Source organism: Variovorax sp. V118 (genome assembly GCF_041154445.1).
GTDB lineage: Bacteria > Pseudomonadota > Gammaproteobacteria > Burkholderiales > Burkholderiaceae_C > Variovorax > Variovorax boronicumulans.
The window spans coordinates 4,118,188-4,138,733 of sequence record NZ_AP028663.1; the positions used below are offsets into that span (position 1 = coordinate 4,118,188).

At 67.6% G+C, this 20,546-nt stretch carries 20 protein-coding genes; 15 read left to right on the plus strand and 5 right to left on the minus strand.

The window, feature by feature from the left end; genetic code table 11:
- Nucleotides 1-18: 18 nt before the first annotated feature.
- From ACAM52_RS19135 to ACAM52_RS19145, 3 genes are all read left to right on the plus strand, one after another.
- Nucleotides 19-756: an aspartate/glutamate racemase family protein gene (locus ACAM52_RS19135; protein ID WP_159274479.1), complete on the plus strand. Its 738-nt coding sequence runs from the start codon at nt 19-21 to the stop codon at nt 754-756.
- A 14-nt stretch (nt 757-770) separates the two neighbouring features.
- On the plus strand, nt 771-1,532 hold the full coding sequence (locus ACAM52_RS19140; RefSeq protein WP_095744177.1) for a GntR family transcriptional regulator: 762 nt from the start codon (nt 771-773) through the stop codon (nt 1,530-1,532).
- A gap of 224 nt (nt 1,533-1,756) precedes the next feature.
- A complete protein-coding gene (locus tag ACAM52_RS19145) occupies nt 1,757-3,247 on the plus strand; it encodes a nucleobase:cation symporter-2 family protein (protein WP_159275186.1) in 1,491 nt (496 codons plus the stop codon).
- Between the two features lie 4 nt (nt 3,248-3,251).
- Here the strand turns inward: ACAM52_RS19145 and ACAM52_RS19150 are convergent, their stop codons facing one another.
- Complete coding sequence (locus ACAM52_RS19150) at nt 3,252-4,109, minus strand: aldo/keto reductase (protein WP_369644306.1); 858 nt, start codon at nt 4,107-4,109, stop codon at nt 3,252-3,254.
- A gap of 273 nt (nt 4,110-4,382) precedes the next feature.
- Between ACAM52_RS19150 and ACAM52_RS19155 the strand changes: the two genes are divergently transcribed.
- The 9 genes from ACAM52_RS19155 to ACAM52_RS19195 all read left to right on the plus strand — a co-directional run bounded on the left by ACAM52_RS19155 (nt 4,383) and on the right by ACAM52_RS19195 (nt 14,664).
- Nucleotides 4,383-5,474, plus strand: coding sequence for a tartrate dehydrogenase (locus ACAM52_RS19155; RefSeq protein ID WP_070061680.1), 1,092 nt, complete (start codon nt 4,383-4,385; stop codon nt 5,472-5,474).
- A 197-nt stretch (nt 5,475-5,671) separates the two neighbouring features.
- Nucleotides 5,672-6,622, plus strand: a complete 951-nt coding sequence (locus ACAM52_RS19160) for an ABC transporter permease (RefSeq protein WP_070061679.1) — start codon at nt 5,672-5,674, stop codon at nt 6,620-6,622.
- On the plus strand, nt 6,619-7,503 hold the full coding sequence (locus ACAM52_RS19165) for an ABC transporter permease (RefSeq protein WP_369644307.1): 885 nt from the start codon (nt 6,619-6,621) through the stop codon (nt 7,501-7,503). Before ACAM52_RS19160 ends, ACAM52_RS19165 begins: the two co-directional genes overlap by 4 nt.
- Nucleotides 7,504-7,517: 14 nt before the next feature.
- Complete coding sequence (locus ACAM52_RS19170) at nt 7,518-8,510, plus strand: ABC transporter ATP-binding protein (protein ID WP_369644308.1); 993 nt, start codon at nt 7,518-7,520, stop codon at nt 8,508-8,510.
- Between the two features lie 8 nt (nt 8,511-8,518).
- On the plus strand, nt 8,519-9,334 hold the full coding sequence (locus ACAM52_RS19175) for an ATP-binding cassette domain-containing protein (protein WP_369644309.1): 816 nt from the start codon (nt 8,519-8,521) through the stop codon (nt 9,332-9,334).
- Between the two features lie 52 nt (nt 9,335-9,386).
- Entirely contained in the window at nt 9,387-10,880 is a 1,494-nt protein-coding gene (locus tag ACAM52_RS19180) for an ABC transporter substrate-binding protein (RefSeq protein ID WP_369644310.1), read from the plus strand.
- Between the two features lie 7 nt (nt 10,881-10,887).
- Complete coding sequence (locus ACAM52_RS19185) at nt 10,888-12,288, plus strand: amidase (protein WP_369644311.1); 1,401 nt, start codon at nt 10,888-10,890, stop codon at nt 12,286-12,288.
- Between the two features lie 26 nt (nt 12,289-12,314).
- Nucleotides 12,315-13,763, plus strand: coding sequence for an aldehyde dehydrogenase family protein (locus ACAM52_RS19190; protein WP_095946731.1), 1,449 nt, complete (start codon nt 12,315-12,317; stop codon nt 13,761-13,763).
- A 4-nt stretch (nt 13,764-13,767) separates the two neighbouring features.
- On the plus strand, nt 13,768-14,664 hold the full coding sequence (locus tag ACAM52_RS19195; RefSeq protein WP_369644312.1) for an NAD(P)-dependent oxidoreductase: 897 nt from the start codon (nt 13,768-13,770) through the stop codon (nt 14,662-14,664).
- Nucleotides 14,665-14,846: 182 nt separating this feature from the next.
- On the opposite strand, the gene pyrF is transcribed toward ACAM52_RS19195, so the two are convergent.
- From pyrF to ACAM52_RS19210, 3 genes are read right to left on the minus strand one after another with little or no spacing between them, the layout of a single operon-like run.
- Entirely contained in the window at nt 14,847-15,557 is a 711-nt protein-coding gene (pyrF, locus tag ACAM52_RS19200) for an orotidine-5'-phosphate decarboxylase (RefSeq protein ID WP_369644313.1), read from the minus strand.
- A 41-nt stretch (nt 15,558-15,598) separates the two neighbouring features.
- The gene (locus ACAM52_RS19205; RefSeq protein ID WP_369644314.1) at nt 15,599-15,925 is read right to left on the minus strand and encodes an EthD family reductase; all 327 of its coding nucleotides are present in this window, start codon (nt 15,923-15,925) and stop codon (nt 15,599-15,601) included.
- 37 nt (nt 15,926-15,962) lie between these two features.
- Nucleotides 15,963-16,505: a carboxymuconolactone decarboxylase family protein gene (locus ACAM52_RS19210; RefSeq protein WP_369644315.1), complete on the minus strand. Its 543-nt coding sequence runs from the start codon at nt 16,503-16,505 to the stop codon at nt 15,963-15,965.
- Nucleotides 16,506-16,620: 115 nt separating this feature from the next.
- On the opposite strand from ACAM52_RS19210, the gene ACAM52_RS19215 reads away from it, so the two are divergent.
- The 3 genes from ACAM52_RS19215 (at nt 16,621) to ACAM52_RS19225 (ending at nt 19,748) form a co-directional block, all read left to right on the plus strand.
- Entirely contained in the window at nt 16,621-16,887 is a 267-nt protein-coding gene (locus tag ACAM52_RS19215; RefSeq protein ID WP_206167852.1) for a helix-turn-helix domain-containing protein, read from the plus strand.
- A 170-nt stretch (nt 16,888-17,057) separates the two neighbouring features.
- Nucleotides 17,058-17,474, plus strand: a complete 417-nt coding sequence (locus tag ACAM52_RS19220) for a hypothetical protein (RefSeq protein ID WP_369644316.1) — start codon at nt 17,058-17,060, stop codon at nt 17,472-17,474.
- 144 nt (nt 17,475-17,618) lie between these two features.
- Nucleotides 17,619-19,748 (plus strand): tripartite tricarboxylate transporter substrate-binding protein, encoded by a 2,130-nt coding sequence (locus ACAM52_RS19225; protein WP_369644317.1) that lies wholly within the window; start codon nt 17,619-17,621, stop codon nt 19,746-19,748.
- Between the two features lie 27 nt (nt 19,749-19,775).
- Here ACAM52_RS19225 and ACAM52_RS19230 read toward each other — a convergent pair whose 3' ends face one another.
- On the minus strand, nt 19,776-20,171 hold the full coding sequence (locus ACAM52_RS19230; protein ID WP_369644318.1) for a hypothetical protein: 396 nt from the start codon (nt 20,169-20,171) through the stop codon (nt 19,776-19,778).
- Nucleotides 20,172-20,546: the final 375 nt, after the last annotated feature.

The following is a 20,546-nucleotide window of genomic DNA, read 5'->3' on the forward strand; positions in this document are numbered from 1 at the left end:
CGAAGAAGGGACCGCGCCGTGCGCATCAAGATCATCAACCCCAACACCACCTGGAGCATGACCGAGAAGATCGGTGCCTGCGCCCGCGCGGTGGCGCACGCCGGCACCGAGATCGTGGCCGTGAGCCCGGCCATGGGGCCGGTCTCCATCGAGAGCCACTACGACGAGGCGCTGGCCGTTCCGGGGTTGCTGCAGGAGATCGCCGCGGGCGAGCGCGACGGTATCGACGGCTACGTGATCGCCTGCTTCGGCGACCCGGGCCTGAAGGCGGCGCGCGAGCTGGCGCGCGGCCCGGTGGTGGGCATCGCCGAGGCGGCGATGCACCTGGCCAGCATGATCGGCAGCCGCTTCAGCGTCGTGACCACGCTGGGGCGCACCATGGGCCAGGCCTGGCACCTGGCCGAGATCTACGGCATGGAGCGCTTCTGCGCCAACGTGCGCGCCTGCGAGCTGCCGGTGCTCGAGCTGGAAGAGCCGGGCTCCAACGCCCGCGAGCGCATCGTCGACGAGTGCCGGCGCGCGCTCGAAGAAGACGGCGCCGACTGCATCGTGCTCGGCTGCGCCGGCATGACCGACCTGTGCGCGCACATCGAGCAGGTGCTCGGCGTGCCGGTGATCGACGGCGTGGCCGCGGGCACCAAGCTCATCGAATCGCTGGTGGCGCTGAAGCTGCGCACCAGCAAGCGCGGCGAGCTGGCAAGGCCCTTGCCCAAGCCGATGATCGGCGCGCTCGAAGGCTTCACCCTCACGCGCTGAGCCACAATCGACGGATGCCCCGCGCCAGTTCCAAAACCTCCGTCCCTTCCGCCGCCCCCGTTGCCGCACCGGCCGAGAACGGCGCGGCGCCGGCCGACAAGAACAGTTCCATCGAGAGCATCGCCAACGACATCGCCACCGCGATCGTCGAGAAGCGCCTGCCGCCCGGCACCTGGCTGCGCGAAGAGGCGCTGGGCCGCGTCTACTCGGTGAGCCGCACCAAGGTGCGCGCGGCGCTGCTGATGCTGTCGAAGGACAAGCTCATCGAGATGATTCCCGACAAGGGCGCCTTCGTCTGCCAGCCCACGGTGGACGAGGCGCGCGAGGTGTTCGCGGTGCGCCGCATCCTCGAGCGCGAGGTGGTGCGCCTGTTCATCGCCAACGCCCGACCACGCGACTACCAGACGCTCGAGCAGCACATCAAGTTCGAACGCACCGCGCTGCGCCAGAGCACCACCATGGGCACGGTGCGCGAGAAATTGCTGGGCGACTTCCATGTGGCGCTGGCCGAAGCCACCGGCAACCACACGCTGGCCGAGATGGTGCGCGAACTCGTGGCGCGCAGCTCGCTGATCGCGATGCTCTACCACTCCTCGAACGACCCGCACTGCTCGTCCGACGAGCATTCCGACTTCCTGCGCCTGTGCCGCAAGGGCGACGTGGAAGCGGCCGTGACCTGCATGATCGAGCACCTCGAACGCATCGAGGCCAGCCTCGAACTGGGCACCGAGAAGCCTGATCGCCAGCTCGACCTGGTCAAGGCGCTGCTGGCCTGAGCCCGCGTCGCTGACGCGCGCCCCACTCCCAATACCTGAGAGCCGGCCAGAAGGCCGGATGCCTTGGCGCGCGCCTCCCACAGCGCTTCTTCGCCGGATTCGGGTTTACCTGAATCCGGATTGCCGCATAAATTGTATACAGTTTCGCGTACACAACTGGTGTGCGCGACGGCTCTGCGACGCGCATCACTGCTCCGTTCCCCTCGCCGCGCCAGGAGACAACGATGACGGCAGATTCCCTTTCCAGCAATGTCCATCCCGTGGACCAGCGCCTGCCTTCGGGCAAGCTCGCGGCCCTCGGCCTGCAGCACGTGCTCGTGATGTATGCGGGCGCCGTCGCGGTGCCGCTCATCGTGGGCCGCGCGCTCAAGCTCTCGCCCGACGAGGTCGCGCTGCTGATCTCGGCCGACCTGTTCTGCTGCGGCATTGCCACGCTGATCCAGGCGCTGGGCGCCACGCAGTGGTTCGGCATCAAGCTGCCCGTGATGATGGGCGTGACCTTCGCCTCGGTGGCGCCCATGGTCGCCATCGCCAACGCCAACCCCGGGCAGAACGGGGCGCAGCTGCTGTTCGGCGCCATCATCGGCGCGGGGGTGATATCGATACTGATCGCGCCGCTGGTGAGCCGCATGCTGCGGTTCTTCCCGCCGGTGGTGACGGGCACGATCATCGCGGTCATCGGCATCAGCCTGATGCGCGTGGGCATCAACTGGATCTTCGGCAACCCCGTGGGCCCGACGGCGCCCGCGCTGGTCGACCCGGTGTACGCCAAGTGGCTGGCCGAGGTCACCTCGCCGGGCAGCTCGATTCCTGCGGTGCCCAAGGGCTTCGCGATCATGCCCACGGTGCCCAACCCCAAGTACGCCGACCTGTCGGGCTTCGGCGTGGCCGCGCTGGTGCTGGTGTCGATCCTCCTGATCGTGAAGTACGCCAAGGGCTTCATCGCCAACATCTCGGTGCTGCTGGGCATCGTGATCGGCGCGGTGGTGGCCTCGCTCACCGGCCTCATGACCTACGAGAAGGTCGGCAAGGCCGCCTGGGTCGACATCGTGCTGCCCTTCCACTTCGGCATGCCGCTGTTCGACCCGATCCTGATCCTCACGATGACGCTCATCATGATCGTCGTGATGATCGAGTCCACCGGCATGTTCCTCGCGCTGGGCGAAATGACCGACCGCAAGATCAGCCAGCAAGACCTGGCCAAGGGCCTTCGCACCGACGGCCTGGGCACGCTCATCGGCGGCATCTTCAACACCTTCCCGTACACCAGCTTCTCGCAGAACGTGGGTCTGGTGGCCGTCACCGGCATCAAGAGCCGCTATGTCTGCGTGGCCGGCGGCGTGATCCTGATCGTGCTGGGCCTGCTGCCGAAGATGGCCGCGCTGGTCGAGTCGCTGCCCACCGTGGTGCTCGGCGGCGCGGGCCTCGTGATGTTCGGCATGGTCGCCGCCACCGGCATCCGCATCCTGTCGGGCGTGGACTTCAAGACCAACCGCCACAACGCCATGATCGTCGCCGTGTCGATCGGCGTCGGCATGATTCCGCTCATCGCCCCCAACTTCAAGCAGTGGATGCCGCACTCGATCCACTCGCTGATCGAGTCGGGCATCCTGCTGGCGTCGATCACGGCCGTGCTGCTGAACCTGTTCCTCAACGGTGCGAAGCACGACGAAGAAGCGGTGATCGCGGCGGCCAAGCACGCCGACGCGCACTGATGAACTAGATCATCGCCAACGGCGTCTTGCGCTTCGGCACCGGATAGATCCGGTCCAGCGCCGCCAGGGTCGTCGCATCGAGCTGCAGCTCGGCGGCGGCCCTGTTTTCTTTCAGGTGCGCGCTGCGCACCGCCTTCGGAATCGCCGCCACGCCGGGGCGCGCGATGACCGCGGCCAGCGCCAGTTGCGCGGCGCTCACGCCGAGGTCGGCCGCCAACGTGCCCAATGCCTCGTCGCCCGCCAGCGCGCCCTGGTCGATCGGGCTGTAGGCCATCAGCGGCATGCCGCGTTCGCGCTGCCAGGGCAGCAGGTCGAACTCGGGGCCGCGCTCGCCGAGCGACAGGTACACCTGGTTGGCCGCGCAGGCCGGGCCTTGGCCGATGACCTGCGCCAGTTCCCGCATGTCGTCGGTGTCGAAGTTGCTCACGCCCCAGTGGGCGATGCGGCCGGCCGCGACCAGTTCGTGCATCGCCTCGACCGTGTGCGCCAGCGGGTGGTTGCCGCGCCAGTGCAGCAGGTACAGGTCGATGCGCTCCAACCCCAGCCGCGCCAGGCTGCGCTCGCAAGCCTGCCCCGTGCCGCGGCGGCTGGCGTTGTGCGGGTAGACCTTGCTGACGATGAAGAGCGCGTCGCGCTGCACATCGCCCGCGCGCAGCGCCTCGGCCACGGCCTGACCGACCACCGTCTCGGCGCCGCCTTCGCCGTACATCTCGGCCGTGTCGATCAGGCGGTAGCCCAGGCCGATGGCCTCGCGCACCGCGGCCACCTCGGCCGCGCGACGGGTGGCGTCTTCGCCCATGCGCCAGGTGCCGAGACCGAGAACCGGCATCTCGCCGCCGGTGGGGAGTGGAAGTGTTCGCATGGGCACGATGGTACGCAGGCCCTCGCGGCGGGTGCCCGGGTGCGGGTTTTCCGCCCCCGGCGCCTTCTAATTTTTCGAAGCTCAAGTCAGTTCGATGACCATCAATTGCTTATCTTCCGCCGTGTTCTGGCGTTTTTGCCTTCGCTTTTTGTCAATGCCCGGTGGGTGCCAACCCCCATCGCGCGCGCCCCACCCGCTCCTAGAATTTTTTGACGGCCCGGTGTCACAAGCGTCGGCGCTCTTATCGAAACGGTTCAGGAACAGGTTGAGTCAATGCAGCAGAAGCAAAAGCACAGGATTGCCGTCATTCCCGGAGACGGCATCGGCGTCGAAGTCATGCCCGAGGGCCTTCGCGTGCTCGACGCGGTCAGTCGGCGCTTCGGCATCGATTTCGCGTACGACCATTTCGACTGGGGCTCCGATCACTACGTGCGCACCGGCCTGATGATGCCGGCCGACTGGGCCGACAAGATCCAGGGCCACGACGCCATCTACTTCGGTGCCGTGGGCGATCCCGCCAAGGTGCCCGACCACATTGCCGTGTGGGGCCTGCTCATCAAGATCCGCCGCGACTTCGACCAGTACGTCAACCTGCGCCCCGTGCGCCTGATGCCCGGCGTGCCCGGACCGCTGGCGCACCGCAAGCCGGGCGACATCGACTTTCTCGTCGTGCGCGAGAACACCGAAGGCGAATACACCTCGGTGGGCGGGCGCCTGTTCGAAGGCACGCCGCGCGAGATGGCGATCCAGGAAGCCGTGTTCACCCGCGTGGGCGTCGACCGCATCATCGACTACGCGTTCCAGCTCGCCAACCGCCGCAAACGCAAGAACCTGGTGGCCGCCACCAAGTCGAACGGCATCTCGATCACCATGCCCTACTGGGACGAGCGCCTGGCCGAGATCGCCACGCGCTACCCCGACGTGGCCACGAGCAAGTACCACATCGACATCCTGTGCGCGCACTTCGTGCAGCACCCCGACTGGTTCGATGTGGTCGTGGCCTCCAACCTGTTCGGCGACATCCTCTCCGACCTGGGCCCGGCCTGCACCGGCACCATCGGCATCGCGCCCAGCGCCAACCTGAACCCCGAGCGCAAGTTCCCCTCGCTGTTCGAGCCCGTGCACGGCTCGGCGCCCGACATCGCGGGCAAGGGCATTGCCAACCCCATCGGCCAGATCTGGTCGGCCGCGCTCATGCTCGACCACCTGGGCGACAACGACCCCGTGTACGCACAAGCCTCGGCGGCAGTGCTCTCGGCGATCGAGACCGTGCTCAGCGAAGGCCCGCGCACGCGCGACATGGGCGGCACCGCCAACACGGTGGACGTGGGCCGCGCGATTGCCGAGTGCATCGCTTCGGCATGACACCTCCCGACCCTCTTTTTCGCAGGAAGCGAAACGCGCTGCGCACACCCGCAGCGTGCCCCCGTGCCCAGGGCACTGGGTGCTTCCCGCAGCGAAATCAAGGAGGAGGCCGAAGGCCGGGGGACATTCGCGGAGGGAAGTACCCGGTGGCCTGGGCACACGCCCTGAACAGCGACAAAAAACGGAGCCACTGAACCATGGGCCTGTTCCTGCTCAAGCGCACCTTGACGCTCATCGGCACGCTGATCGGCGCGTCCGTCATCGTGTTCCTGGTGCTCGAAATTCTCCCCGGCAACGCCGCGCAGATGCTCATGGGCCCCGACGCCTCGCCCGACGCCGTCGCCGCCCTGGCCACCAAGCTCGGCCTGGACCAGCCCGCCTGGACGCGCTACTGGCACTGGATCGGCGGCCTGCTCACCGGCAACCTGGGTGACAGCTACGCCTACAGCTCGCCCGTCATCGACCTGATCCTCGAGCGCCTGGCCCTCACCGTGCCGCTGGCCGTGATGGCCATGGCCCTGACCGTCGTCATCGCGCTGCTCGTGGGCGTGACGGCTGCGGCGCGCCACAACAAGCTCGGCGACGTCGGCCTCATGGGCATGGCCCAGGTCGGCATCGCCATCCCCAACTTCTGGTTCGCCATCCTGCTGATCCTTGTGTTCTCGGTGCAGCTCCAGTGGTTCTCCGCCGGCGGCTTCGAGGGCTGGGGTGAAGGCATCTTCGCGGGATTGAAATCGCTGCTGCTGCCGGCCTTGTCGCTGGCCGTGGTGCAAGCGGCGATCCTCGCGCGCATCACGCGCTCCGCCGTGCTCGAGGTGATGCGCGAAGACTTCGTGCGCACGGCGCGCGCCAAGGGCGTGTCCCAGCGCATGGTGCTGTGGACCCACGTGCTGCGCAACGCGATGATCCCCGTCATCACCGTCATGGGCATGCAGTTCTCCGAGCTGCTGGCCGGCACCATCGTGGTGGAGAACGTGTTCTATCTTCCGGGCCTGGGTCGGTTGATCTTCCAGGCCATCAGCAACCGCGACCTGATCGTGGTGCGCAACTGCGTGATGCTGCTCGCGGCCATGGTCGTCATCGTGAACTTCGTGGTCGACGTGCTCTACGCCGTGATCGACCCGCGCATCAAGGCGAGCGACATATGAGCGCCATCCTCTCCCCTTCCGTGCCCGCATCCGCCGCGCCTCTCGCGCCCGGCTTCTGGCGCCGCGCGGTCAAGCACCGCAGCTTCGTCATCGGCGGCGTGTTCGCGCTGCTGCTGTTGCTGGCTGCCTTGCTCTCCTTCGTCTGGACGCCCTGGTCGCCGTATGCAATGGACATGGCAAACAAGATGCAGGGCCCCTCGGCCACGCACTGGCTCGGCACCGATGCCTTCGGGCGCGATGTAGCCTCGCTGCTGCTGGTGGGCGCGCGTGCGTCCATCCTCGTGGGCGTGATCGCCGTGGGCATCGGCCTCGTGGTCGGCACGGCGCTGGGCCTGCTCGCTGCTGCGAGGCGCGGCTGGGTCGAAGAAGCCGTGATGCGCCTCTCGGACTTCACGCTCGCCTTCCCCGCGATCCTGTCGGCCATCATGATGACCGCCGTGTTCGGCGCCGGCATCGTCAACGCCATCATCGCGATCGGCATCTACAACATCCCGACCTTCGCGCGCATCACGCGCGCCTCGGCCAACGCGATCTGGTCGCGCGAGTACGTGGCCGCCGCACGCGCCTGCGGCAAGGGCAGCTTCGCGATCACGATGCAACACGTGCTGCCCAACATCTCCGCTGTGCTCATCGTGCAGATCACGATCCGCTTCGCCATCGCGATCCTGGCCGAGGCTGCGCTCTCCTACCTCGGCCTCGGCACGCAACCGCCGCAACCCTCGTGGGGCCGCATGCTCAGCGAAGCCCAGACCCTCATGTTCCAGCAGCCGCTGCTGGCCGTCTTCCCCGGCATGGCCATCGCCTTCGCGGTGCTCGGCCTGAACCTGCTGGGCGACGGTCTGCGCGACCTGCTCGATCCGCGCCTGGCGCGCGCGAGGTAGTAAGCAAGCACGCCATGGCACTTCTCGAAGTCAACGACCTCCACATCGGCCTGCAGACGCAACGCGGCCCGGCCGAAGCCGTGCGCGGCATTTCCTTCTCGCTGGAGCGCGGCGAAACGCTGGGCATCGTCGGCGAGTCGGGCTGCGGCAAGTCGATCACCGTGATGTCGCTCATGGGCCTGCTGCCCGCGACCGCCAAGGTCACGGGCAGCATCCGCTTCGACGGCACCGAGCTGGTCGGGCGCGACGAAAAGGACATGTGCCAGATCCGCGGCAACCGCATCGGCATGATCTTCCAGGAGCCGATGACGGCGCTGAACCCCGTGCACACCATCGTGCGCCAGGTCGGTGAACCGCTGCGGCTGCACCGCGGCCTGTCGAAAGCCGAAGCGCGCAAGGAAGTGCTCGCGCTGCTCGACCGCGTCGGCATTCCCGATGCGGCCTCGCGCCTCGATGCCTACCCGCACCAGTTCTCGGGCGGGCAGCGCCAGCGCATCGGCATCGCGATGGCGCTGGCCTGCGGCCCCGACCTGCTGATCGCCGACGAGCCCACCACCGCGCTCGACGTGACGATCCAGAAGCAGATCCTGGAGCTCATCCAGGGCCTCGTGGCCGAGGGCGGCATGGCGCTGATCCTCATCTCGCACGACCTCGGCGTGATCGCCAGCAGCGTGCAGCGCATGCTCGTGATGTACGGCGGCAGCGCGGTGGAAAGCGGCCCGACCGAGACGGTCTTTGCCGACCGCGCCCACCCCTACACGCGCGGCCTGTTCGCGGCGCGCCCCGCGCTCGGCGCCGTGCGCGCGGGCCGGCTGCCCACCATCCGCGGCAGCGTGCCCGAGCTGGTCGACATTCCGCGCGGCTGCGGCTTCGCGGGCCGCTGCGACTTCACGACCGACGCCTGCCACACCACGAAGCCGCCGGTGGCGCGCCAACCCAACGGCCATGCGGTGAGCTGCCTGCACCTCGACGCCGTCGCCGCGCACGCCACGCTGGCCGCCGCATGAGCACCCCGATGACTTCGACGTCTTCCTCTTCGACCCCGCTGCTGCAGGTGACCGACCTCGTGCGGCACTACGCATTGCCGCGCGAAAAGCTCTTCGGCCCGCCACCCACCGTGAAGGCGCTCAACGGCGTGAGCTTCAGCGTGCAGGCCGGCAAGAGCGTGGGCATCGTCGGCGAATCGGGCTCGGGCAAGTCCACCATCGCGCGCCTCGTGATGGCGCTGGACACGCCCACCTCGGGCAGCGTCGCGCTCGAAGGCCGCAACCTGCACGCGCTCTCGAAGGCCGAGCTGCGCACCGCGCGGCGCGACTTCCAGATGGTGTTCCAGGACCCGTACGGCTCGCTCGACCCGCGCCAGACCGTCGCCCGCATCGTCGCCGAGCCGCTCGAAGCGCTGGCCGAAACGCGGCGCGCCGAGCAGCGCGAACGCGCCGCCGAAGCGCTCGCCGCCGTGGGCCTGCGCACCACCGACCTCGACAAGTACCCGCACGAGTTCTCCGGCGGCCAACGCCAGCGCATCGCGATCGCACGCGCACTCATCACGCGCCCCAAGCTCATCGTCGCCGACGAGCCCGTGAGCGCGCTCGACGTCTCCGTGCAGGCCCAGGTGCTCAACCTCATGCAGGACCTGCAGCAGCAGTTCGGCATCAGCTACCTGCTCATCAGCCACGACCTCGCCGTGGTCAACCACCTGTGCGACGAGGTGTGCGTGGTGTTCAAGGGCCAGATCGTGGAACGCGGCCAGCCCGCCGAAATTTTTGCCCACGCGCAACACCCATACACACGCACCTTGCTGTCGGCCGTGCTGCACACGCCATCGCGGTAGGCCCGAACGGGTCGAACCGGCAGCCTCTTTTTTCTTCCAGGAGAACCCCCGAATGTTGAAGCGACGCACCCTCATGGGCACCGCCATCGCCGCCGCGATCCCCGGCGCCTTTCCGCTGTTCGCGCAGGCCCAGACCGGCAAGAACATGCTGACCATCGGCATGCCGCTGGAACCGCCGGGCCTTGACCCGACCACCGCCGCCGCTTCGGCCATCGCCGAGATCGCGCACTACAACATCTTCGAGACGCTGACCAAGATCAACGCCAACGGCAGCGTGACGCCGCTGCTGGCCGAGAGCTGGACCGTGTCGCCCGACCTCAAGACCCACACCTTCAAGCTGCGCAAGGGCGTGAAGTTCGAGAACGGCGAAGCCTTCGACGCCGCCGCCGTCAAGTTCAGCTTCGAGCGCGCGGCCGGCGAGAAGAGCACCAACAAGGACAAGCGCTTCTTCAGCGAGATCAGCCTGAAGACGCCCGACGCCGACACGGTGGTCATCACCACCGCGCAGCCCAACCCCGACCTGCTCTTCATGCTCGGCCAGGCCACCGCCTGCATCGTCGAGCCCAAGAGCGCCGACACCAACGCCACCAAGCCCGTGGGCACCGGCCCCTACAAGCTCGACAGCTGGCAGCGCGGCTCGGCCTGTTCGCTGGTGAAGTCGCCGACGTACCGCAACCCGGCGCTGGCCAAGGTCAACAAGTTCGTCTTCAAGTTCATGTCCGACTCGGCCGCGCAGACCGCGGCACTGATGGCGGGCGACATCGACATCTTCCCGCGCGCCGGCACGCGCAGCGTGGGCCAGTTCCGCGCCAATCCGCGCTTCCGCGTGCTCGAAGTGGGCACCCGCAGCAAGGTGATCCTGGCGATCAACAACAAGCGCAAGCCGCTGGACGACGTGCGCGTGCGCCGCGCCATCCTGGCCGCGGTGGACCGCAACGTGGTGATCCAGGGCGCGGCCGACGGCTTCGGCAAGGCCATCGGCAGCCACTACCCGATCGGTGCGCCGGGCTACGTCGACACCACCGGCATCAACCCCTTCGACATCGCCAAGGCGAAGAAGCTGCTGGCCGACGCGGGCGTGAAGACGCCGCTGGAGCTGCGCATGACGCTGCCGCCGCCTTCGTACGCGCGCCAGGGCGGCGAGGTGATCGCGGCCCAGCTCGCGGCCATCGGCATCAACGTGAAGATCCAGAACGTCGAATGGGCCCAGTGGCTCAGCGGCACCTTCGGCGGCGGACACGACTTCGACCTGAGCATCGTCGCGCACGTGGAGCCCTTCGACCTCGTGAAGTACACCGAGCCCGACTACTACTGGGGCTACGACTCGAAGAAGTTCCGCGACCTGTACGCCTCGGTGCAGAGCGAGCCCGACGAGAAGAAGCGCAACGCGCTGCTCGGCGAGGCGCAGAAGATGCTCGCGAACGATGCCGTCAACGGCTTCCTGTTCCAGGCCGTGTTCCCCACGGTTGCGCGCAAGGAAGTGAAGGGCCTGTGGCCGAACATGCCGATCGTCGCGAACGACCTGGCTGCCATCTCGTGGGGTTGATGCGGCCATGACGAAGCCTCTTTACGCCCTGGGCGTGCAGGAACTGCACGCCGCCTACGCTGCCAAGGAACTCTCGCCGGTCGAGGTGACCCGTGCGGTCAACGAACGCATCGCGGCCTGCGAGCCGCAGCTGCGCGCCACCTGGTTGTTCCGCCCCGAGGTCGCGCTCGAACAGGCGCGCGCTTCCGAAGCGCGCTGGCGCGCCGGCACGCCGCGCGGCACGCTCGACGGCGTGCCCGTGACCATCAAGGAAAACCTCGCGACCGAGGGCGACCCGATGCCGCTGGGCACCGCCGCCTACGAACTCGTGCCGGTGAGCTACGACTCGCCGCCCGCCGCGCGCCTGAAGGCCGACGGCACGGTGATGGTCGCCAAGACCACGATGCCCGATCTGGGCATGCTGTCGTCGGGCCTGTCGAGCTTTCACGACCTCTCGCGCAACCCGTGGGACACCTCGCGCACGCCGGGCGGTTCCAGCGCGGGCGCCGGTGCAGCCGCCGCCGCAGGCTACGGCCCGCTGCACGTGGGCACCGACATCGGCGGTTCGCTGCGCCTGCCCGCGAGCTGGTGCGGCATCTTCACGCTCAAGCCCAGCTTCGGCCGCATTCCGCTGAGCTCGCCCTACATGGGCCGCTGCGCCGGCCCGATGACGCGCACCGTGGCCGACGCGGCGCTGATGATGGCCTCGGTCGCGCAGCCCGACGACCGCGACTATTCCGAACTGCCGCCGCCCGTGATCGACTGGAACGCCTTCGAGGTCGATCCGTCATTCCTCAAGGGCAAGCGCGTGGCGCTGCACATGGACGCGGGCTGCGGCCTGCCGCTCGATCCGCAGATCGCACAGGCCGTGCGTGATGCCGCCAAACGCATCGAGGCGGCCGGCGCGCACGTCGAGGAGATCCCCGCCTTCATGACGCCGCAGATGCTGCAGGGCATGGACCACTTCTGGCGCATGCGCTCGTGCCTGGACATGCAGGCCATGAGCGCCGAACAGCGCGCGAAGATCCTGCCGTACATCCGCGAATGGGCCGAGAGCGCGGCCGGTTTCTCGGGCGCGCACGTCTTCGACGGCTACAGCCAGTTCGTCGCCACGCGCGCGGCCACGGTGGCCGCCACCAAGGCCTACGACTTCGTGATCTCGCCGGTGTCGCCCAACATGCCCGCGCCCGCAGACCATGCCTCGCCCACCAACGACCCGATGCGGCCGCTGGAACACATCGGCTTCACGGTGCCCTACAACATGTCGGAGCAGCCTGCCGCGTCGGTCAACTGCGGCTACTCGGCCGAAGGCCTGCCCATCGGCCTGCAGGTGGCCGGTCGCCGCTTCGACGACCTGGGCGTGCTGCAGTTCAGCCGCGCCTTCGAGCAGATTCGCGACGCCCAGAAGCCCTGGCCTGAGCCGATCTGAACCGCCATACGGAGACACACCTTCCCATGAACGCCACCCACTACATCGACGGCCGCCGCGTGGCGTCCGAAGGCAATGCCACCATCGACGTGATCGACCCGAGCGACGGCCAGAAATTCGGCGAAATCGCGCGCGGCACCGCCGCCGACATCGATGCCGCCGTGCGCGCCGCGCGCCAGGCCATGGGCGAGCACTTCGACGGCCCCTGGGGCGCCACCACCGCGCTGGAGCGCGGCCGGTTGCTCGCCAAGCTCGGCGCCGCCGTGATGCAGCACCACGAAGAGCTGGCCCAGCTCGAGGCACGCGACACCGGCAAGGCGCTGCGCGTGGCGCGCAACGACGCGACCGCGCTGGCGCGCTACTTCGAGTACTACGCCGGTGCCTGCGACAAGCTGCACGGCGACACCCTGCCCTACGAGCGCGGCTACACCGTGCTCACCGTGCGCATCCCGCACGGCGTGACGGGCCACATCATTCCCTGGAACTACCCGATGCAGATCGCGGGCCGCAGCGTGGGCGCCTCGCTCGCCGCGGGCAACGCCTGCGTGGTGAAGCCGGCGGAAGACGCGAGCCTCTCGCTGCTGCGCCTGGCCGAGATCGCGACCGAAGTCGGCTTTCCGGCCGGTGCGCTCAACGTGGTCACGGGCTACGGCAAGGAAGCCGGCGCCGCGCTGTGCGCGCACCCGGGCATCGACCACATCTCGTTCACCGGCTCGACCATGACCGGCCGCAGCGTGGGCCTGGCCGCGGCCGAGCGCCACTGCCCGGTGACGCTGGAGCTGGGCGGCAAGTCGCCGCAGATCGTGTTCGCCGACGCCGACCTCGACGCGGCCGAGCCCGTGCTGCTCAACGCCATCATCCAGAACGCCGGCCAGACCTGCTCGGCGGGCAGCCGCGTGCTGGTCGAGCAATCGATCTATGAAGAAGTCGTGCAGCGCCTCGCGAAGCGCTTCACGGCCGTGCGCGCGGGCACGCCCGCCGAAGACCTGGACATGGGCCCGCTCATCAACGAGAAGCAGTTCCGCCAAGTGCGCGACATGGTCGCGACCGCCGAGGCCAGCGGCATGAAAGTGGCGGCGCGCGGCACCGTGTCGCCGCAGGCACCGTCCACCGGCTACTACCAGGAAGCCGTGCTGTTCCGCGACGTGCCGCATGACAGCGACCTGGCCCAGCGCGAAGTCTTCGGCCCGGTGCTGGCCGTGATGCCGTTTGCCGACGAGGCCGAGGCGGTGCGCCTGGCCAACGGCACGGACTTCGGCCTGGTGGCCGGCGTGTGGACGCGCGACGGCGCGCGCCAGCTGCGCATGGCGCACAAGCTGCATTGCGGCCAGGTGTTCGTGAACAATTACGGGGCGGCGGGTGGTGTAGAACTGCCTTTCGGCGGCGTGAAATCGAGCGGCTTCGGCCGCGAGAAGGGCTTCGAGGCCCTGCTCGGCTTCACGACCCTCAAGACCATCGCCATCAAGCACGGATGAATTCATGACCACCACTGAACAGCAACCACAAACCTCGCGCAAAGTCGGCCTCGTCGGCGTCGGCCTCATGGGCCACGGCATCGCCAGCAACATCGTCAAGCACGGCCACCAGCTCACCGTACTGGAGCACGCGGGCAACCAGCCGATCGACGACCTGCTGAAAGCCGGCGCCACGTCGGTCAAAGACGTGGCCACGCTGGCCGCGCAGGTCGATGTGCTGATCCTGTGCGTCACCGGTACGCCGCAGGTCGAGGCCGTGATGCTGGGCGACAACGGCGCGCTGAGCACGCTGCGCCCCGGCACCGTGGTGATCGACTGCTCCACCGCCGTGCCCGCCTCCACCGCCAAGGTGGCCGAGGCCGTGCACGCCAAGGGTGGCCGCTTCCTCGACACCCCGATGACCCGCACCGCCAAGGAGGCCGCCGAAGGCCGCCTGAACCTGCTGGTGGGCGGCGACGCCGAAGTGCTGGCCTCGTGCCTGCCGCTGCTGCGCTGCTTTGCCGAGAACGTCACGCACGTCGGCGATGTGGGCGCGGGCCATGCGATGAAGCTGCTGCACAACTTCGTGTCGCTGGGCACCGTGGCGCTGCTGTGCGAAGCCGCGGCCTGCGCACAACGCGCCGGCGTGAAGCCCGAGGTGTTCGTGGACGTGCTCGCCAAGGGCGGCGGCAACGGCGTGGCGCTGGAACGCCTCAAGCCCAAGCTGCTGACGGGCAGCACCGATTCGCTGAAGTTCTCGATGGCGAATGCGAAGAAGGACCTGGGGTACTACAACGACATGGCGGAGCAGTCTTCTTCGAGCCATGGCATTGCGCAGGCTGTGGATGCCTTGCTGGCGCACGGGGTCGAGGTCTTCGGGCCGGATCGCATGGTGCTCGATCTGGTCGAAGCGCTGCGCTGAAACTCTTCAGGGCGCGTGCACAGGCCACCGGGTACTTCGCTGCGCGAATGTCCCCCGGCCTGCGGCCTCCTCCTTGATTTCGCTGCGGGAAGCACCCGGTGTCCTGCGCACGATGAGCGTGGCTGTGGTGCTGGCCGTTCAGGCGCTGCGGGGAAGTGCCAGCCCCAACCCGCCTGACCGCTTCAGTGTTGTTGGATGGCGGTAGCCAGTTCTGCGCGCACGGCGGCGAACACGGCTGCAGGATCTGGGGCACGCGATATCGGGCGGCCGATGACCACGTGCGTCGCGCCAGCCCCGATAGCCTGCGAGGGCGTCGCAGCCCGCGCGTGGTCATTCTTTTCATCGCCTGGGAGCTGCGTGCCTGGCGTCACGATCAGGGCATCGGGCGGCAGGATCTCGCGAAGCAGCCTCACCTCCAATGGCGACGAAACAACGCCATGGCAACCGGCCGCGGCGGCCAGACGGCCCAGCCGTGCGACCTGCTCTGGAACCGTCGAGGCGACGCCCACCTCTTCCAAGTCCTGGTCGCTCATGCTGGTGATGACCGTGAGCGCAAGCACCTTCAGTTGAGGGAACTGGCTCGCGGCCTCGACGGCCGAGCGAAGCACGGCGGAACCGCCTGAGGCGTGCACCGTCACCATCGACGCACCCAGATGTCCGGCTGCGGTGACCGCACCCGCCACCGAGCTGGGAATTTCCAGCAGCTTGAGGTCCAGGAAAACGCTCTTCCCTGCCTCTGCGAGCTCGCGGACGACCGAAGGTCCCGCCGCGGTCAGCAGCTGCAGGCCGACCTTGTAGTGCGTGGTCGCTGCGCCCAGTTGCTTCACGAGGTCCGCCGCCAATGCGGCGGCAGGGAAGTCGAGCGAAACGATGATGCGGCTGTCCGTACTCATTGGCTTGTCCTCCATGCCGACGCCCCGTGCTCGGAGGGAATTCAGGCCTCCGAACGCTCCACGACCACCTCGCTGATCTGCACCACGGGTTGAATGTCCGTGTAATTGGCGATGTCGCCCCGGATCTCCTCCTGGTGCTGGGCAGAGGCTGCCCGGTAAGCGTCGACAGAGGTGCAGACGAAGTCGCACTTGGCGATGTACGCAGGGTCGGTGCCCACACCACGCCCCGAGATGCCCTTGTCCACCATGTAGTACAGGCACGCAGCGCCGAGCAGTCTTTTCATCATGGGCATGTGCCTCTCGCGGTAGTACGCGTGATCGAATCGCGCGCCTGCGGCGTAGGGGTACATGACACTGACCTTGATCATCGAGATTTCTCCTGGGGTTGCACGCTGGTTGACAGCCTCAAGCGGGGAATCGTGCGCCCGACGCTTCCAGGGGCAGGCGCAGCCCGTTCGTGAGGTAGCTGACGGTGCGATAGAAGCCGGCCAGCATCAGCAGTTCGATGATGGCTTCTTCGCTGAAGTACGTTCGCAACGCGTCCCACAGGCCATCGTCGATGTCGGCGTGCGCGTGCAAGGAGTCGCACAGGCGCAGAAGCACCTGGTCCTCGGCCGACCAGCAGGCGTCGTTCGCCGAAGCCGTGACGCTCGCCTGAACCTGCTCTGGCGTCAGGCCAGCGAGCCTCGAGAAGACCGTGACATGGATGCCCCATTCATATTCGGATTTGCACAATGCCGTGGTGCGGTGAATCACGATCTCGCGCTGTCGGATGCTCAGGTGGCCTTTGTCCAGCAACCCGCCGGCAAAGAACTTCTGAAACAGACGCGGGTCGCGTGCCAAGGTCGTGAACAGCCGCAAGGGGGGCTGTCCCTTCATCACCCTGTCGAGTGACCTGGAAATGTCTTCACCGAATGGTGGCGTTGCTGGCTCGATGCGTGCGGGCATGCAGACTCCTGATTCAAGGGCCACGCCATCGTAGGCTCGCTGCTGTATAAAGTAAAGCATGACAACACCTCGCATCGGCCACCCAGTTCGCGGTTCCACCACCGGCCGCCCCCTCATGGTCGCGCTGGACCTGCTGGGCCGGCGCACAGCGCTGCGCGTGCTCTGGGAACTTCGGGAGGGCTCGCTGACCTTCAGGGCCCTGCAGGACGCGTGCGAGACGAACACCCGGTTGCTCAACACGCGGCTCACCGAACTGAGGGAAGTCGATCTGGTCGAACATGCCGAGGGTGGCTATCGACTGACGGACGAAGGGCGGCGGCTTTCGAAGGCGCTGAAGCCGTTGTCAGCCTGGGCGGACCAGTGGGGGCGCGGAAAGCGATGAGAAGCGGAGCATCCGCGGCGAATGGCTCCGCCTATGATCAGAAACGTTTTTGTGGAGGAGCCCGTGACCGGCATGTTCGCGCTGCCCAGCCTGTCTCGCAGGTCGTGCGGGACACATCGCGTCAGTGCCTTGGAAAACCTATGAGAAAAATATTTCCTCTTTGCACCCTCGTGTTGCTGTTCGCCCTCTCGGGTCAGGCCCTCGCAGGTGCCAATACGGCGCGACTGAACTGCACGGGGAATCACGCGGGGCAGGCACTCACCTTGGTGGGTGATGTTCCCGCCTCCATCGTGGAGGTCGATCTGAAGCTCTCCTATGGCGGGCAAACCATGCGCCTGGTTTCACCCCAGGCGGAAACCTCCGAGTCCACCGATTTCCGCCATGGCGTCTTCAGGTTGGAGGCTGCGCTGTCCGGTTCGAACAAGCTCCAGCTTCAAGCCAAGCCCAAGAGCATCAAGTACAAAGGCAGCATGGGTGCCGGCAAACTCAACGCCAGCTTTGGCGCCATCCTCAAGAATGCGCCTAAGCCCTTTCAATCCGCGCTGAAAGGGGCTGAGCTCAATTGCATCTATGCATACGAAGTTTGAGCGAGGGCCCACAAATCGTTCAAGCAGGCAGACAGCCGCCGCGCGTTCAACCGCGAGCGCCTCGGCGAACTGCGATGCCTGCGATGGAATGGCCTCCGTCTACGGCCACGACCCGAGGCTGAGCCCTTGTTTCTCGCTCGCCCGATGAAGCGGCTGCGTCTCTTTGCCGCCCTGCTGTGGCTCGGCATCGCCCTCGGTCCGGCCCGCGCAGCGCCACCGACCTACCAGGCGCTGTACGCCAACCCGGAACGCGCGTTGCCGATGCAGCCGACCTGGCAACTGCAGCCAGTGGATGCACCAACGCCGCCGTGGGAAGACATCTTCACCTTCACCATCGGCATCGCCCCCAACCTGATCGAACGGGCGCGTTGGCTGAGCCTGAATCCGGGCAAGCACAGCGAGCGCGCCCCCGCATTGTTCGACGCCCTCGACGGGCGCGTGCTTTTCCTTTCGCCGGCGGCGCGCAGCTTCTGCGACGGACGCTGGCAGGTCGTGCGGCAGGAATACATCTCCCTCAATCCCGCACTGCAGCCGCTGCACCGGGTGTGGCTGGTGGAGCGAAAGCCCGGCGGCGGACTGCGGACCACCACGGCCAACGGGCGCATCGATGCGCAAGGCCAGTGGGCCGTTCCGCCCGTGAGTTGCGATGGCAAGGACACGATCTCCCTCGACTCCCCCGCCGCCCTCTCTTACCTGATGCCCGACGGATCCAGGCCCGTGCCCTCCGAACTTCAGGTGGACACGGTGTTCGCACAGCCCGGCTTGCGCGATGCACGGGGACAGTGGCGCCCCCCCGCCCCGCCGCGGGACATCACCACTGCACGGTGGATGGACTACAAGCGGCAGATGGTGACGCCCGGCTCCACCGGCTCGGGCCTGATCGACGCGCGAGGACGCATGGTGATTCCGTTCATCTTCGGCGAGCGGCCCGACGCAACCGCCCAGCGGCGCATCCAGCTGTGCACTGCCGCCGGGCTGGACCTCCAGCGCAACGCCGGCACGCCGCAGGTGTGTCGCTGGCAACGACTGCATGGCAGCAGCAATGCCGGCGCCGCGCTGCGGCCGGTCAAGGACGCGGCCACCGGCCGATGGGGCTACCAGAACGCGCGGGGCCAATGGGCGATCGCGCCGCAGTTCGAATCCGCGCGCCGGTTCCGTCATGGCTACGCCGTCGTCTCGGGCCCGTTCCCGCAGGACTGGCGGCCGCCCGGGTGGCAGGACGAACGGCCGATCATCCGGCAGTTCCACCGCGTGGGCCGCCATTGGGTGGTCGACGCACTGGTGCGCAACGCGTCCACGGGCGGCGCGTGGGAATTACGCTATGGCCTGATGAACGATGCAGGGCAATGGCTTGCCGCCGTGCCGCAGCCCGCGCTGCACGTCACCGTGCTGGTTCCGCCCGGTGGCCGCAGCGGCCACTATGCCGAGATGCTGGCCAGCCACTTGCCCACCCTGCTGGGACGCAGCGTGCAGGTCGATCACGTGCCGAAAGCCACCGAGGCCGACTATCGCCGGCTGATGACGGAGGGCGGCAACGAGAAGGTCCTGCTCGCGGCGTTGCGGCTGCCGCGCGGAGGCATCGAGGGCGTGCACCAGGCCGCGCCGATCGACGCGCTGATGCATTCCCTTCGCCCCGTCACGCTGCTGGCATCGGAGCCTCTGGTGCTGGCCATCGACAGCACGAAGGCCGACACGCTGGGCATTCACAGCACGGACGACCTGCTGGCCTACGCACGGGCCCACCCGGGCAGCCTGCGCATCGGCACGGGCGACGACGGCTGGACGGGCCACCTCGCCTTCGGCCAGTTCCGCGCAGCGAGCGGCGTCGACGTGCAGCGCGTGGTCTTCAAGGGCATGTACCCCGACTCGGACGTCATTACCAAGGAGCACGCGGTGGACCTGCTGTTCGCGCCCGTGAACGGCGTGGCGGTCGCCGTGCGACGCGGCCAGTTGCGTGTGCTGGGCACCACCGCCGACCCGGCGCACCCGCAAAGCTTTGAAGGTGTTCCGTGGCCGACGCTGGGCTCGAGCGCACCCTTGGCCGGCTACACGACCTACGACCACTTCAGCCTCTGGGCGCCCGCGAATTCGGAGGCCGCATCCAATCGCACCTTGCAGGAGGCCGTGGCCCAGGTGCTTGCCACGCCCGAGGTGCGCAAGCAACTGCAAGACCTTCGCGTGGTCGGCGGCGGCGGTTCGCCCGAGAGCCTGCTGGCGCTGGAAGACGAAGAGCGCGAACGCTGGATGCGTGCGCTTTCACCACCGGCGCGTTGAGGACGTTGAGGGCGCTGTCCCGCACCATCACTCGAACCGTATCTCGGCCACGGTCGGCGCATTCGGCTCCCTGGTCCTGGCATTCGCAATGGCACCGTCTTTTTCGTTCCTGAACCAGTAGCGGCACCCGGTTCGAGAAATCATCGTCACGCACATCGAGCCGTCGGCGTTGAGAACCCATTTGCCCGACGCCTTGCCCGGTCCGCTCTGGTTGACGAAGTCGACGCGGCCATCCGAATAGAACTGCCAGCGCGAGACCATGCCGGTCGACAGATTGCTCGAGACGATGGGCTTGCCGATCAAGGTGTTCTCGACCTCGGCTTTGCTCAGGAACACGCGGCCATGGATGGGTGCGGGCTCCTCGGAGATGGCCGGCACGACGGCGATGCACAGCAGCGCGCGGATGGCGTAACGGGTGAACATGACATGCCCCTCTGACGTCGCGCAATCGGCATGCGTTCAGCCGAGCGCGTGCGTCCAAGCGCCTGGTTGGCCTGTCGGTAACGCCCGATGGCGTTACATGGCATTAACTAAAAAGCGCTACTTTTCTGCGCGCCAGATCCAGCCGGCGTACGCGAACGAGGCCTGCTTCTTCCTGCACGCCACGGCCACGCCGGGAGGCGGTGGCCCGAGGTCGAGACGAGGAAGGCGGCGTTCTTTTTCTGCGACGACACGGCTTGTGCTCCGATGGCCCCTCGGCAAGGTGGCCGAAGGGCGTTGTGGGTGGCCTACGCAAACTCCGTGGCAACGGCGCCGACGACGGCGGAAGAGCACTGTGAAGGCAACTGTGCGGTGGCT